Annotated in this window: 18 protein-coding genes; 2 read left to right on the forward strand and 16 right to left on the reverse strand. The window is 47.5% G+C overall.

Features of this window, described 5'->3' with window-relative positions; genetic code table 11:
- Window positions 1-9: 9 nt before the first annotated feature.
- From ACH33_RS12385 to ACH33_RS12435, 10 genes are all read right to left on the reverse strand, one after another.
- Window positions 10-861, reverse strand: a complete 852-nt coding sequence (locus ACH33_RS12385) for a menaquinone biosynthetic enzyme MqnA/MqnD family protein (RefSeq protein ID WP_057899302.1) — start codon at window positions 859-861, stop codon at window positions 10-12.
- 4 nt (window positions 862-865) lie between these two features.
- Window positions 866-1,456, reverse strand: coding sequence for a UbiX family flavin prenyltransferase (locus ACH33_RS12390; RefSeq protein ID WP_057899303.1), 591 nt, complete (start codon window positions 1,454-1,456; stop codon window positions 866-868).
- Window positions 1,453-2,316: a UbiA-like polyprenyltransferase gene (locus tag ACH33_RS12395; protein WP_057899304.1), complete on the reverse strand. Its 864-nt coding sequence runs from the start codon at window positions 2,314-2,316 to the stop codon at window positions 1,453-1,455. The genes ACH33_RS12390 and ACH33_RS12395 overlap by 4 nt, the downstream gene beginning before the upstream one ends.
- Window positions 2,313-3,047, reverse strand: a complete 735-nt coding sequence (locus tag ACH33_RS12400; RefSeq protein ID WP_057899305.1) for a demethylmenaquinone methyltransferase — start codon at window positions 3,045-3,047, stop codon at window positions 2,313-2,315. The genes ACH33_RS12395 and ACH33_RS12400 overlap by 4 nt, the downstream gene beginning before the upstream one ends.
- A gap of 2 nt (window positions 3,048-3,049) precedes the next feature.
- The gene (locus tag ACH33_RS12405) at window positions 3,050-3,859 is read right to left on the reverse strand and encodes a heptaprenyl diphosphate synthase component 1 (RefSeq protein WP_057899306.1); all 810 of its coding nucleotides are present in this window, start codon (window positions 3,857-3,859) and stop codon (window positions 3,050-3,052) included.
- 221 nt (window positions 3,860-4,080) lie between these two features.
- Window positions 4,081-4,308, reverse strand: a complete 228-nt coding sequence (gene mtrB / locus ACH33_RS12410) for a trp RNA-binding attenuation protein MtrB (protein ID WP_057899307.1) — start codon at window positions 4,306-4,308, stop codon at window positions 4,081-4,083.
- Between the two features lie 356 nt (window positions 4,309-4,664).
- Window positions 4,665-4,937, reverse strand: a complete 273-nt coding sequence (locus ACH33_RS12415; RefSeq protein ID WP_057899308.1) for an HU family DNA-binding protein — start codon at window positions 4,935-4,937, stop codon at window positions 4,665-4,667.
- Between the two features lie 324 nt (window positions 4,938-5,261).
- Entirely contained in the window at window positions 5,262-6,740 is a 1,479-nt protein-coding gene (gene spoIVA, locus ACH33_RS12425) for a stage IV sporulation protein A (RefSeq protein WP_057899310.1), read from the reverse strand.
- 244 nt (window positions 6,741-6,984) lie between these two features.
- Window positions 6,985-7,716, reverse strand: coding sequence for a YphF family lipoprotein (locus tag ACH33_RS12430; RefSeq protein ID WP_057899311.1), 732 nt, complete (start codon window positions 7,714-7,716; stop codon window positions 6,985-6,987).
- The gene (locus ACH33_RS12435; protein ID WP_057899312.1) at window positions 7,713-8,057 is read right to left on the reverse strand and encodes a 2Fe-2S iron-sulfur cluster-binding protein; all 345 of its coding nucleotides are present in this window, start codon (window positions 8,055-8,057) and stop codon (window positions 7,713-7,715) included. Before ACH33_RS12435 ends, ACH33_RS12430 begins: the two co-directional genes overlap by 4 nt.
- Window positions 8,058-8,207: 150 nt before the next feature.
- Between ACH33_RS12435 and ACH33_RS12440 the strand changes: the two genes are divergently transcribed.
- The gene (locus ACH33_RS12440; protein WP_057899313.1) at window positions 8,208-8,414 is read left to right on the forward strand and encodes a hypothetical protein; all 207 of its coding nucleotides are present in this window, start codon (window positions 8,208-8,210) and stop codon (window positions 8,412-8,414) included.
- Here the strand turns inward: ACH33_RS12440 and ACH33_RS18785 are convergent.
- Window positions 8,411-8,587 carry a DUF2768 family protein gene (locus ACH33_RS18785; protein ID WP_082706047.1) on the reverse strand — a complete coding sequence of 59 codons (177 nt, stop codon included), beginning with the start codon at window positions 8,585-8,587 and terminating at the stop codon, window positions 8,411-8,413. The two genes, ACH33_RS12440 and ACH33_RS18785, sit on opposite strands and share 4 nt — an antisense overlap.
- Window positions 8,588-8,723: 136 nt before the next feature.
- Between ACH33_RS18785 and ACH33_RS12445 the strand changes: the two genes are divergently transcribed.
- Complete coding sequence (locus tag ACH33_RS12445; RefSeq protein WP_057899314.1) at window positions 8,724-9,236, forward strand: hypothetical protein; 513 nt, start codon at window positions 8,724-8,726, stop codon at window positions 9,234-9,236.
- 172 nt (window positions 9,237-9,408) lie between these two features.
- Here ACH33_RS12445 and ACH33_RS12450 read toward each other — a convergent pair whose 3' ends face one another.
- The 5 genes from ACH33_RS12450 to ACH33_RS12470 all read right to left on the reverse strand — a co-directional run bounded on the left by ACH33_RS12450 (window position 9,409) and on the right by ACH33_RS12470 (window position 13,028).
- Window positions 9,409-9,675: a stage VI sporulation protein F gene (locus ACH33_RS12450; RefSeq protein ID WP_057899315.1), complete on the reverse strand. Its 267-nt coding sequence runs from the start codon at window positions 9,673-9,675 to the stop codon at window positions 9,409-9,411.
- A 98-nt stretch (window positions 9,676-9,773) separates the two neighbouring features.
- Window positions 9,774-10,808, reverse strand: a complete 1,035-nt coding sequence (locus ACH33_RS19870; protein WP_057899316.1) for an NAD(P)H-dependent glycerol-3-phosphate dehydrogenase — start codon at window positions 10,806-10,808, stop codon at window positions 9,774-9,776.
- Between the two features lie 12 nt (window positions 10,809-10,820).
- Window positions 10,821-11,417, reverse strand: coding sequence for a glycerol-3-phosphate 1-O-acyltransferase PlsY (gene plsY / locus ACH33_RS19875; RefSeq protein ID WP_236781882.1), 597 nt, complete (start codon window positions 11,415-11,417; stop codon window positions 10,821-10,823).
- Between the two features lie 17 nt (window positions 11,418-11,434).
- On the reverse strand, window positions 11,435-12,751 hold the full coding sequence (gene der, locus ACH33_RS12465; RefSeq protein WP_057899317.1) for a ribosome biogenesis GTPase Der: 1,317 nt from the start codon (window positions 12,749-12,751) through the stop codon (window positions 11,435-11,437).
- Window positions 12,752-12,833: 82 nt separating this feature from the next.
- The gene (locus tag ACH33_RS12470) at window positions 12,834-13,028 is read right to left on the reverse strand and encodes a capping complex subunit for YIEGIA (RefSeq protein WP_057899318.1); all 195 of its coding nucleotides are present in this window, start codon (window positions 13,026-13,028) and stop codon (window positions 12,834-12,836) included.
- Between the last annotated feature and the right edge of the window lies 1 nt (window position 13,029).

Here is a 13,029-nt window from a genome sequence, read left to right on the forward strand (position 1 = left end):
TTCCTTATCCTACACAGCCGACTTATTGGAATCGGTGTTCCAAACCTCTACTTTAGCGGGTTCTTTCAAAAGTCCGAGGTCCGCCGCGCACGCATAATAATATTCCAACCCTTTCTTGTGTTCCAAGGTAAAGTCATACGACAGCCCCGTATAATATACTTTCCAGAACTCCGCCGTGGCACCGAACTCTTTTTTGGCCTGCGCTACCACAGCATCCAATTCTGCGAGACCTTTCTTTTTGCTATGTAAAAACTCGTTATGAATACTGCGCAAAAGTTCAGGCTTGCCGCGCGTAACCTCGCGGCGCACCGCCCAAACAGCAAACACCATCCAAAGCCCTGTATGCTGGTACCATAACTCTCCAAGATCATACATATAATAGCCGTGATTGTTCCAAGAAGCAAGCAGCGCATCATCCCCGATTAACAATGCAGCATCTGCCGTCGCCATCATCTTCTCGAAATTGGCTGGCATCGTCTCATACGCTGGCGATGCTTGATAAAATTTCTCCATAATAATGCGAAGCAAATTGATAGATGTAGCGGATTTGTCCGTTAGCGCAATTTTCGCTTCTTTCAACTCTTCAATCGGTTTACGCGAAAACAGAAAAATAGAACGTACCTTGCCGAGCGAACTGATAGACAAACCGGGCAATACCTCATACTCCTTATAGTTCCGCCCGTATTCAAACGACGAAATCGGTCCCATATCAATCGTGCCCTCAGCCATGCCGCGATTCAGCTGCGTTGGCACCTGGGAAATAAATTCTACTTGATGCTCATCAAATTGATCCATACGAAAAAAGTGATAAATAGGCATAATATTACTGAATGTGATTTTGCCAATTTTTATTGAAGACATAGTCTCACTCTCCCCAACGGCGGAATAATTGGTGCGGCACATCTAGAGTGTCCAATACTTTTCCCACCACGAAGTCGATCAGATCATCCATTGTTTTCGGCTTGTGATAATACCCGGGCATGGCAGGTACAATGCGCGCTCCAGCCCGCGCCAACTTCGTCATATTCTCCAATTGAATAACGTTAAGCGGCGTTTCGCGCGGCACTACTACCAGCTTTCTCCCCTCTTTAAGCATCACATCCGCGGTGCGCTCTAGCAAATTGCCAGATGCACCGTGCGCGATACCAGACAACGTTCCCATTGAACAAGGAATAATCACCATGGCGTCACTAAGATACGAACCGCTCGCTACAGGCGCCGTGAAATCGCGCAACGTATGGTAATAAAGCTCTCCTTGCCCGTGTGAAAAATACTTCCGAATCACCGCCTCCCGATCGCTCGTATCCCAGTCCAATTCTTCCCGGAACACTTGCCAGCCAGCTTCCGTTACAATCAAGTGTACTTTACAATCAGCGTCAAGCAGCTGCTGTACAAGTCGCACTCCGTACACCGCGCCGCTCGCGCCGGTAATTCCGACAACAACAATTTTTCTCATCTCATCACCAAGTCCAGCAGCGTGAAAGAAAATACGACCACGCTCAAAATTCCATTCATCGTGAAGAAAGCTGTATTTAGCTTGGACAGATCATTCGGCGACACTAGGCGGTGTTCATAAATAAGAATAAGCGCCGCAATGATAATGCCGACCGCAAACCATATGTGCAAACTGGTAATAAAATAAAGCACGACAAATCCGGCCATCGTAATCAGATGAAACAGGCGTGCAAGTTTCAACGCTTTAGAGATGCCAAAATAACTCGGAATGGAATACAAGCCGCGCTTTCTATCAAAATCGGCGTCCTGGCAAGCATAAATCACATCAAATCCGGCCGTCCAAAGCGCGACAGATACAAACAGCAGCATGCCCATCCAGTCTACCTGTCCTGTCGTCGCTACCCATCCGCCAAGCGGCGCAAGGCCGATGGCGATGCCAAGCACGAGATGACATGCCCATGTAAAGCGCTTTGTGTACGAATAAAACACCAGAAAAAAGACGGCGATCGGCAACAGTTTCACTGCGAGCATATTCAGCTGAAACGCGGCAATAAACAGCAAAATAAATGAACCGAGGATAAAAAGCACAACTTCTTTTTCTTTTATCAGTCCTGCTGGGATCGCCCGCATCGCTGTTCTTGGATTTTCGGCATCAATATGACGGTCGATCAAACGGTTCAGCGCCATCGCCGCGCTGCGCGCGCCCACCATCGCCACAATAATCCAGAAAATCTGCCACCACGTCGGCCACGTACCGTTTACGATAAAGCTGCCAAGGATCGCACCCATAAACGCAAACGGAAGCGCGAAAACCGTATGTTCAAACTTAATCATTTCCAGAATAATCTTCAGTTTTCTCATGGCTTATCCACCTGCTTTTTGTATCCGATATGCAGCGCGGAAACCCCGCCAACGAACAGTTTGGTCTGTACGTTTTCCAGCCCGATCTCCCGGAATGTGTCTGCAAGCTCTTTGCTGTCAGGAAAGTTAGTCAGCGACTGCGGCAGCCAGCTGTATTCTTCATACTTGCCCACTACAAACCGAGCAATGAGCGGCAAGATATTATAAAAATAAAAAAAGAACAGCTTACGATAAGGAATGAACGGCGGCTTGCTCACTTCAAGCGAAACTACCTGTCCCCCAGGCTTGACCACCCGCATCATTTCGCGGAGAACCTGCTTGTAATCAGGAACGTTACGCAACGCGAATCCGATCGTCGCATAATCGAATGAATGATCCGGATACGGAATACACATTGCGTCGCCGTTAACCAACGTAATTTGTTTTAGACCTTTGGCACGAATTTTTTCCGCTCCGACATCAAGCATATTCTGACTAAAGTCAAGGCCGACCACTGTTCCTGTTGGGCCGACTGCTTCCGCGAGACTAATGGTCCAATCGCATGTACCGCAGCATAAATCAATGGCGCTCTGCCCCGGGCGCACACCCATCCGCTTATTCGTGTACTCGCGCCAAGCAACGTGGCGCCCGAAGCTGATCACAGAGTTCATCCGGTCGTATTCTTTGGCGATCGATTCGAACACTGAGCGAACATACTCCGCTTTCTCTTCCCCCTGCAATTTTTCGCGCATGGTTACATCTCCTCTGCCCTTACTTTCTGGTTGTCCAATTCTTCGACGCACCGATCGATAAGATGCTTCAGCTCGACGCGTCCTTCCTCATCATCCAAAAGTGCGCTGAGTTTGCGGCATTGGTGCAACGCTTTGTGAATATACTGCAGCATAGATTGGTACGCATTGTGTGTTCCCTCTTCCTTGCTCAACAGCCGAAAATACGTCCCTGCCCCTTCTTCCCAACGACAGGCTTTATACTCCCCGAGCAATTGCTCTACTAAAATCATCTGTGAAAAAATGTTCACCCATACGTCTGCTTTCTCCCCGCCGTATGCTTTTCCAAAAGATTTAAGCAGTGATGATTCAATGTCCACTTTCCGCCGTAAATACTGCTCAGCTGTCCAGCCATTTTCCCAGTACAGATTGATTTTCCACTCGTTGATCTCCTGAATACTCCGCGCCAGTTGACCAATCGCACGTACATCCTCCATTTCTGCAAGCAAATAATAATAGCGGCTGCTGAAATAAGCTCCGGCAAGCACGGTTAGCTGACGCGTCCGTACCCCCAACGGCGTATCTTCCTTCTCAAGGCTTACCTGTTCGTGACTGTCCAGCCCGAGTTGAATCAGCATCGCCGTAACAACATACCTACGAATGGCAGACGCCCGCACGCCGCACTGCCGTAAAAAAAGATACAGCAGGCATACGCGGAGCTGCGAAATGGGCGGATTATCAATGTATTGGTAGAGAATGCGTTGCTCAGCATTTTCTTTAATCTGCCGCAAAATTTCTTTTATTTCTTCTTGAAAGTCATGTCGCAAAAGGTTCATCCGTTCATCCCCCAACAAAACGTTCCACGCTCGCTGAAAACATACTTATAAAGTATATCATATTTCTATCGCACTACACTATGCTATTATATAATTCTTGTCTTATAATTGTAAGCATGTTTCTTACGTCCCCCTTTATCATGATACATTGCGCTTTCAAAGCGTGATGCAGCGTTCGCATCCTTAAGAAAAAACAAGCAGGTACCTGCTTGTTTTTTCTTTTATTCGTCCACCAATGTGTCAATTGTGCCGTTGCTCGTCTGGATAATCGCTTTTCCACGCACTTTAATGGCTGACGTATGCTCGGTGAACTGAGCGATCATAATTTCGCCTTTATCCAATTTTTCGGAGTGGTGAAATCTCGTCGATTCTCCACGCGTCAATCCAATAACGTTTACGCCGTTCTCTAAAGCTTTAATTACGATAAAATCATTACCTGTTCCGTTCATAAACGCTCCCCCTCTTTACTTTTGCGTGTAGATGGCTACGGATTTAACTATCGCGCAAAAAGGAAGCGCTGTCAATGATTATCTATATAGCCAGAAGCCGATATATACCAGCGCAATAACCAAAGCTAACGGAAGCAGCCATAGCCAGTACATCGTTTTTATTTTGTTCATGACACATTCACCTCTATCTTAACGTGCGTCAAAGATGAATATTTTAAACACAGCTCGCTCCGCTATCTGTGGGCAAACTAGAGGCAACCTATCGAAAAATAGGAAAAGAGCTGTACCCACGTACAGCTCTCCCTTCGTTTTGCCATGAATAAAATAAATTCGACCCAATGGCGATATGTACGCCGCTATTGAATATCTTCCTTCAATGCTTTGCCCGGCTTGAAAGCAGGCACCTTGCTAGCAGCGATCTCAATTTCTTCGCCAGTCTGCGGATTGCGACCCTTGCGTGCTGCACGCTCGCGCACTTCAAAGTTTCCAAATCCGATCAGTTGTACTTTCTCCCCGTTTTTCAGCGCTTCCGTGATCGCATCAAACACGGCGTCTACCGCTTTTGTTGCATCTTTCTTCGTAAGTTCTGCCATTTCGGACACTTTCGCAATTAATTCTGTTTTGTTCATGTCTTTCACCTCCTCCCAACGGGAGCATCTTGTTATACGTTGTTAACCAAATACTGAATAAATATACACAATCCAAATGTTTTTAGATGTAGACAAGCTAATATTAATATAGAAAGCACTGTAATTCAAGGGATTTTCCCCAATCTATGGCCCCGGGACCATATGGTAACGAATCAGGCTACAAAAAGGAAAAAGGCTTCTGCCTGTCAGGAGAAGCCGGTGTTCTTGCCCTTTTCCCTATTTTTTACGCACAGTCAGTCGTTGCTTTTAAACATTTTTTGGCTGATGGGGTGCAGCTGAATAACATAGCCGCGAAGATAAAGCTTATAAAATGATAGCAATCAATCCGCCTGAACCTTCGTTAATAATGCGCTCCAGCGTTTCCTGCAGCTTGTATCGTGCATTGTCCGGCATCATTGATAGCTTGGCAGAAATGCCTTCATTGACGATCGAATTAAGAGAACGTCCGAAAATGTCGGAGTTCCAAATGCTGAGCGGATTTTCTTCGAAATCCTGCATAAGGTACCGGACTAACTCCTCACTCTGTTTCTCAGTGCCTATAATCGGTGCAAACTCTGATTCCACATCAACGCGAATCATATGAATGGAGGGAGCGGTCGCTTTCAAACGCACACCGAAACGGGAACCATGGCGGATAATTTCAGGCTCGTCAAGCTTCATTTCTTCAAGCGAAGGCGGTGCGATGCCGTATCCCGTCTGGCGCACCATATTCAACGCACCCGAAATTTTGTCATACTCTTTCTTCGCAAGGCTAAACTCCTGCATCAATTGAAGCAAATGATCTTTGCCCCGGATTTCCACCCCAACAATTTCCATCAAAATTTGATCGTACAATTCATCGTTGGCATACAAATCAATCTCAGCAATCCCTTGCCCCATATTCATATCCGCCAAAGCGGCACGCTCAATAAATTCATATTCACCAAAATATCCGACAACCCGGTCAACATCGCGTAAACGGCGGATATCCTTAACCGTTTCGCGCACCGCTTCCTCAAAATTCTCGCGCAACCAGTGGTCTTCATGTAGCACCATTACCCAGGAAGGCAAATTTACGTTTACTTCGTGAACCGGGAATTCGAATAACACTTCACGCAGGACAGCGATTCCTTCGCGCTCATCCATGGAATCGACGCTCATCACCAGTACAGGCACATCGTATTTCTCTTCCAATTCTGCCCGCAACGCAAGCGTTTCCGGGCGTCCCGGATGAGTAGAGTTTATAATAATAACAAATGGCTTACCGACTTCTTTAAGTTCGTTTACGACACGCTCTTCTGCTTCTTTGTACTCGGCGCGCGGAATTTCAGCGATCGTTCCGTCCGTGGTAATGACGACGCCAATCGTAGAATGTTCCTGAATAACTTTGCGCGTACCTAATTCTGCCGCTTCTTCAAACGGTACCGGTTCATCATACCACGGCGTCGTTACCATACGAGGACCGTTTTCATCTTCGTAACCGCGTGCGCCTGCCACCGTATAGCCAACGCAATCCACAAGGCGCACGTTAATATCCAGGCCGTCGGCGACATGAATAGCGACCGCGTTGTTCGGTACGAACTTCGGTTCGGTTGTCATGATGGTCCTGCCTGCGGCGCTCTGCGGCAACTCGTCAACAGCACGAACCCGCTCCGCTTCGAATGGGATGTTCGGAATGACGATCGCTTCCATAAAACGTTTGATGAATGTCGATTTACCAGTGCGAACAGGGCCGACGACACCAATATAAATATCTCCCCCCGTACGCTCGGCAATGTCTTTAAAAATATCTACACGTTCCACTTAGATACCTCCTCGCATTTCTTTCCCTTCTACTTCTTGTACTATAAGACCACTACTCATCTTATGAGGGCGACGGGAAAAATAGACCGTCTGACGGCCCGACCAAGGTGAAAAAAGCGGGAGCCGCTCCGGGGCCCCCGCTTTTCGCCTGTGCCCCGCCCTGTCCTGTTTTGTACAAAAATATGCGAGGAGACGAAAGATATTCCAAAAATAAAGCGGTAAGAAACAACGTGCATATTTCTTATCATTTTATTCGCACTAGTTTCGGCTCTCCGTTTACTAAGCGATACGGAAACGATTTCACTGGTGCGAGCGGTGAAACGTCAGGCAGTATATAACGGATGTCCTCGTCTGGTTTCGGCTTATCTGGCGCGCTTTTTAGTGCCATTGCCAAATCCATCGAATAATCGACGCCGACCCGCCCCCGTTCATCGATGATATACGGAAGCGGCTGTCCGCTAAAATGGCTTAAAATCGTTTCTTCATTCATATGTAGCTTGCCGAAGTCGATAAAATAGTAGCCGTCCGCTACTTTTTGTCCGAACGGGAATTCCCTCTTGGTCAAAAAATAACGACTAACTTTTTGTTGTATGCTTTGTACACCTTGTGAAACGGTCAAATCGATAAGGCGTACTTCTGGCTTCGTTTCCAAATTCAGTAGCACAAACATGTAATTCCCCCCCTCTTCAAAGGCGGCGCCGGGGATGTATGGAATGTATCTTGGCACAATTCTGGAAAAGTCTATCGGATAACGTTCAAATTCGGGCGTCACGGCCGGTTTGGTAACGATAGGCAACACACCTGTATCTTTCTGGTATTGATCCACCGCATCCTGCACCATTTTAATCTGTTGGACAGGTGGAGCGGCATTTTGCAGCATCCTGCTCCTAGGATATACGCAGCCCACGAGCACCAGCATACACAGGAACAGCAAACCTGTCACCTGTAAAAATGGGGAAAAATTCCGTTTTTTCATTCTTCATCTAACTCCTGGCGTTGTTTCTCAAGCTGGGCCCGGACAACGGCCGCAAGCCGGCTTTCAGGAAGGTGAACCCGCGTTTCACCCTGCACTCTCGTCTGACAGGCAAGGCGAATCCCTCGGGCTAGATTCTGTGCACCGATCATTCGCCTCTCCAGCTCTTTCGGCGAAGAAACCTTGCTTCCTTCCGCTACCTGCACTTTGCACATCATGCATGCACCTTTGCCGCCGCAACGCTGGGAAATAGCCACCCGGGCCCTTGATGCGGCGCGCAGAATCGTTTCCCCAATACGCACCTGCACACTCCTGTTCACCGGGATAAATGTAAGTTTCGGCATGACAACAACTCCTAAATAAAAATACATAAAAACAATATCATCAGGCATACTTACTATATATACATGAACCTGAACCGATATATCAACGCTGTTTTGTCGTTTAAAGGAAAAGGTAAAGACATGAAAAAGATTCATAGGAGGCATGAAAGCATGCTGATGAGCCGCGAATGGATCAAAGTAGCTCTTGAAGGCACCTTTTTTTTCGGCGTCGTGTTTTTTGTCCCGGTCTTTCTGATTGCCTCGACGGAAGACACAGCCCGGACACTGCTCTGGTTGGGCATTTCGCTCACCGTGTTGTACATTGTATTGTTTGCGCTTCATAAATACATAAAAGCCAATCATATAAAGCAGAATTAAAAGGTAATCAGCACAGCAACCATTAGGAAAAAAGAGGCGACTAAACTGGCGTACGCAACAGTCGACAACAAAAAACGCCATACGCGGCGCTTCCTTGTACGCGCAACAACAATAGTAACGCTCGCTAGAATCATCAAACCGATCGCGCTAAGCGCATAAAACATTAGCTGCATGCAAGCTCCCCTTTTTCTTCAAAAATTATCCTGCAAATAGATGTATTCACATTATAGCACAAATCCGGGACAATCGAACCTCTCACGGGATGGACGCATACTATAATGTTGACTACAAGATAAAGGGGGCGCAAACATGATCAGTCAAAAGCGGCAAAGTCCTTACACGAAGCGTTCCACACGCGCGGCCGCCAACAAAAAACACAAAAAAAACGGATCCGCCCAAACAAAAAAAACGGCTGTCGCCGTCGTTCCAACCGCAACAAAAGCGGAAACGAGGGCCGCCGCCTCTTTTTTAAAAAACTTTCCTTCTCTCTTGACTAAATCCCCGAAAGAGATGCGTTCTTCCATCAACACTGTTCGGGAATGGTCAAGCCAAATGCGGGGCACAATGGCGGAGCTGGAACAAACGCTTAGCACGTTAACAAATTTAATCAGCATGTACGAACGCTGGGTTGAAAATAACCGCAAAAGAGCGACGCTCCGGGAGGCGAAACAGGAAAGCGGAACAACGATAGACCGTTCTCCGCTTTCATTTATCAAATCGCTGAATCATATCGATTTCCGCCAAGTAATCTCTCTGTTGAATTCCCCGCTCGTGCAGGCACTGCTGGAGATGGATGAAACCGCGTCATCCGAGGAGGCTTAAGTATAAGCCTCCTGAACTTTATTGTTAAGCAAAAAAGAAGGATAATGCCGTCGGCATTATCCTTTTCTGTATCCTCGCGTCGTCTTCGAGAGCCCTTATTTTCGTGAATCATGCTATACTTTATGCTAGTTTTTTCAAGCCTGTAACATCTCATACGCCTATTTCTTATCGTTTACAGCTTATTTTTCAACAAGTTGGTTAACGTCTTCATGTCACCGCCCTGAATATTGTTCTTGCGAATATACGAAATGATTTTATCTTCCTTCTCTTTCGTTATGGACACGCTTGCAATGACCGCTAGCTGGCGGATCAACTGGCGAAGCTTCTGCTCATCGTTCAAATCGCTTTTTTTCACACCACCCGCCAATTTCTGCAACTCAGAAGTATCTACGTTCTTCGCCTGTAATTTATCAAGAAATTTTTTCGGGATATTTGCCATACCCGTCATCTCCCTCCTTCCGCTATACAACAACAGTGTATGAGCAAGAAAGGAAAAAAGTGCGGCTTCCACAGCAGGACGGGTTTACATGTCGTTCGTTAATGGTTTTCAAAATATTTAAGCGCCAGTTCTTCTGTTTCATGGCGGCGCACACGGCCCATCAAATCGCGGACAGCCTCGCGCGGCGCTTTATTTTCAAATAATAGCGCATGCAACTCACGCGTAATAGGCATTTCCACTTTTAGCTCCTGCGCCAGCCTATGAACGGCCTGCGTCGTTTTAATGCCTTCTACAACCATGCCCATTCGCGAAATGATCTCATCCGGCGTAAAACCTTGCGCAAGCATATTTCCAGCCCGCCAATTACGGCTGTGCCGACTTGTAGCCGTTACAACCAGATCTCCGACACCAGCAAGTCCCGTAAATGTCAGCGGATTTGCCCCCAGTTTAATTCCAAGGCGGCTAATTTCAGCAAGTCCGCGCGTCAGCAGGGCGGCCTTGGCGTTGTCGCCGAAGTTCAAGCCGTCGCTTACTCCAGCGCCGAGCGCAATGATGTTTTTCAGCGCTCCCCCTATCTCCACACCGACCACATCAGGGTTCGTATAGACGCGAAAATGATTTGTAATCAGCGCATCCTGCACTTCTTCCGCTATTTGGATGCGTTCTGACGCAACCACGACCGTCGTTGGCGCTTTAAGGCCAACCTCTTCCGCGTGACTCGGACCAGACAAAACAGCAATACGCCCGTGAAAATGTTCCGGTACTTCTTCTTTGATGACCTCGCTCATGCGTTTTAATGAATCAATTTCCATACCTTTAGTCGCATGAACAAGGATGGCATTCTTACGCAAATAAGGCGCCAAGCTTCGGACAGTTTCTCGCATCGCATGAGACGGGACAACGAGCAATATAAGCGTCTTATCCTGCACAGCACGCTCAATGGACGCGTCAGCAACAATGTTTTCCGAAAGCCTAATGCCGGGCAAATAACGCCTATTCTCCCGCATGTCATTCATCTCTTGCGCTAATTCCTTCCGTCGCGCCCAGAGAACTACGCGCTCGTGGTTTTCCGCAAGTACGGTCGAAAGAGCGGTTCCCCAGCTTCCTGCCCCGATAACCGCTACGTGTTCCATGTGCAACCCTCCTTACGCTTTCTTCTCTCCCAGTTTCCGCTCTGTCCCTTGAAGCAACCGCTTAATGTTTCCGACATGACGCATGTAGCCAAGAATAGCGATCATAAATGTTCCGGCAATATAAACAAAAGACGCGCCTTGTGTCAGTAAAATGATAGGAACAAGGGTAAAGAAAACAAGTGAACCGAGTGACACATAGCGTGTAATAGCGATAACAACTATAGTAACGGCCACAGCAATAAGCGCTGGAACAGGGGTCAGAGCAAGCAACGTACCAATGGTGGTCGCCACGCCTTTGCCGCCGCGAAACCCGAAAAATACAGGCCAGTTATGACCGACAATCGCAGCGATCCCGGACAGCACAATCACCCAATCGTTTCCTTTGGTCAGCCAGCTTGCTAGACCGAAGGCAATCGCGCCTTTAGCCGCATCAAGCAAAAGCACGGCAATGCCCGGGCCTTTACCAAGCACGCGCAATGTATTCGTCGCGCCCGCGTTGCCACTACCGTGCTCCCGGATGTCAATTTTTGCAATTTTTTTCACTACAAGAATACTAAAGCTCACTGAGCCCAGCAAATACGAAAGTAGAATGACAACCGCTCCCATCATCGGCTCTATCTCCTCTCCTATTCGGACTTGTTTCGCACAAGAATGCGAATCGGAGTTCCTTCCAGTGGAAACGCTTCTCTAATCTTGTTTTCCAGGTAGCGCTGATAGGAAAAGTGCATCAATTCTTTATCATTGACAAACAACACAAGCGTTGGTGGCTTAACAGATACTTGGGTCGCGTAGTTAATGCGCAAGCGGCGTCCTTTATCGCTCGGCGGCGGCGTTACTGTCGTCGCTTCCTGAATTAAATCATTCAGCACAGGAGTGGCGATACGAAACGCATGCTGCTCCGCCACTTGAGCCACTTTCGGCAAAATAGTATGAACACGCTGCTTTGTTTTCGCTGATACAAACAAAATAGGCGCGTATGATAAATACTTAAATTCTTGACGGATTTCAGCAACAAACCGATTCATCGTCCGTTCATCCTTTTCGACTGCATCCCACTTGTTAACGACAATGATAACGCCGCGCCCTGCTTCATGCGCATACCCAGCTACTTTTTTGTCCTGCTCGATAATCCCTTCTTCCCCGTTGAGCACAACGAGCACAACATCAGAACGTTCCATCGCGCGGAGCGCGCGCATCACGCTGTACTTCTCCGTCGATTCATACACTTTTCCCCGTTTACGCATACCGGCTGTGTCAATTAATACATATTCCTGACCTTCAAACATAAACGGCGTGTCAATCGCGTCGCGCGTCGTGCCTGCAATATCGCTCACAATCACACGTTCTTCCCCGAGCAACGCGTTTACAAGCGAAGATTTGCCGACATTTGGCCGGCCGATAAGCGAAACGCGAATCACGTCCTCATCGTATGCATCCTCTTCATGTTCTGGAAAATGCTTTATGACCTCATCCAACAAATCACCAATTCCCGTCGCATGAGCGCCGGATACCGGATACGGCTCACCGACACCGAGCGAATAAAATTCATAAATATCGTGCAAGCGCTTTGTGTTATCGATCTTGTTGACCGCAAGTACAATCGGCTTCTTCGAGCGAAATAGCATGCGAGCCACGCTCTGATCTTCCTCGGTAATGCCGACGGTACCGTCTACGACAAAGATGATGACATCCGCTTCATCGATCGCCAGTTCAGCCTGATGCCGGATGGAATCAATAAGAGCGTCATGATCGTCAAAGGCGATGCCGCCTGTATCAATTAAATAAAACGATTTGCCGAGCCATTCCGCTTTGCTGTACAGGCGATCCCTTGTTACACCGGGCACGTCTTCGACAATCGCCAATCTTTCCCCTACAATTCGGTTAAACAGCGTCGACTTACCAACATTCGGCCGGCCGACAATTGCTACTACAGGATTTGCCATAACTTACTACCTCTCTTTTTCAATATCTCTACTATCATAGAATGAATTGTAAGGACAGGCAAGACAAACGGGAAGACGCCCGCTACGAATGTTTGACAATAATTAGCGTGTCAGGCGTGATTTCATGCGCTATCCCATCAAGAATTTTCTCCAGCGTAAACGCAATTTGCTGCAATTCTTTTTCCTGCTTGGCATAAAAAATCGGCGCGCCTCCGCCAACATGGGTTCGATCTGTCGTAATAATAGCAAGAATGTATTTTTCAAGTGAAATGGACACC

Source organism: Aneurinibacillus sp. XH2 (genome assembly GCF_001439585.2).
Taxonomy (GTDB): Bacteria; Bacillota; Bacilli; order Aneurinibacillales; family Aneurinibacillaceae; genus Aneurinibacillus; species Aneurinibacillus thermoaerophilus.

Excerpts from the sequence above, each read along its gene's own strand:
- ACH33_RS12400 (WP_057899305.1), bottom strand. The coding sequence starts at position 3,047 with ATGCGCGAAAAATTGCAGGGGGAAGAGAAAGCGGAGTATGTTCGCTCA.
- ACH33_RS12430 (WP_057899311.1), bottom strand. The coding sequence starts at position 7,716 with ATGAAAAAACGGAATTTTTCCCCATTTTTACAGGTGACAGGTTTGCTG.
- plsY (WP_236781882.1), bottom strand. The coding sequence starts at position 11,417 with ATGATGGGAGCGGTTGTCATTCTACTTTCGTATTTGCTGGGCTCAGTG.
- ACH33_RS12395 (WP_057899304.1), bottom strand. The coding sequence starts at position 2,316 with ATGAGAAAACTGAAGATTATTCTGGAAATGATTAAGTTTGAACATACG.
- ACH33_RS12390 (WP_057899303.1), bottom strand. The coding sequence starts at position 1,456 with ATGAGAAAAATTGTTGTTGTCGGAATTACCGGCGCGAGCGGCGCGGTG.
- ACH33_RS19870 (WP_057899316.1), bottom strand. The coding sequence starts at position 10,808 with ATGGAACACGTAGCGGTTATCGGGGCAGGAAGCTGGGGAACCGCTCTT.
- ACH33_RS12450 (WP_057899315.1), bottom strand. The coding sequence starts at position 9,675 with ATGGCAAATATCCCGAAAAAATTTCTTGATAAATTACAGGCGAAGAAC.
- ACH33_RS12405 (WP_057899306.1), bottom strand. The coding sequence starts at position 3,859 with ATGAACCTTTTGCGACATGACTTTCAAGAAGAAATAAAAGAAATTTTG.
- ACH33_RS12385 (WP_057899302.1), bottom strand. The coding sequence starts at position 861 with ATGTCTTCAATAAAAATTGGCAAAATCACATTCAGTAATATTATGCCT.
- ACH33_RS12435 (WP_057899312.1), bottom strand. The coding sequence starts at position 8,057 with ATGCCGAAACTTACATTTATCCCGGTGAACAGGAGTGTGCAGGTGCGT.
- ACH33_RS12440 (WP_057899313.1), top strand. The coding sequence starts at position 8,208 with ATGCTGATGAGCCGCGAATGGATCAAAGTAGCTCTTGAAGGCACCTTT.
- ACH33_RS18785 (WP_082706047.1), bottom strand. The coding sequence starts at position 8,587 with ATGCAGCTAATGTTTTATGCGCTTAGCGCGATCGGTTTGATGATTCTA.
- mtrB (WP_057899307.1), bottom strand. The coding sequence starts at position 4,308 with ATGAACGGAACAGGTAATGATTTTATCGTAATTAAAGCTTTAGAGAAC.
- ACH33_RS12415 (WP_057899308.1), bottom strand. The coding sequence starts at position 4,937 with ATGAACAAAACAGAATTAATTGCGAAAGTGTCCGAAATGGCAGAACTT.
- der (WP_057899317.1), bottom strand. The coding sequence starts at position 12,751 with ATGGCAAATCCTGTAGTAGCAATTGTCGGCCGGCCGAATGTTGGTAAG.
- ACH33_RS12445 (WP_057899314.1), top strand. The coding sequence starts at position 8,724 with ATGATCAGTCAAAAGCGGCAAAGTCCTTACACGAAGCGTTCCACACGC.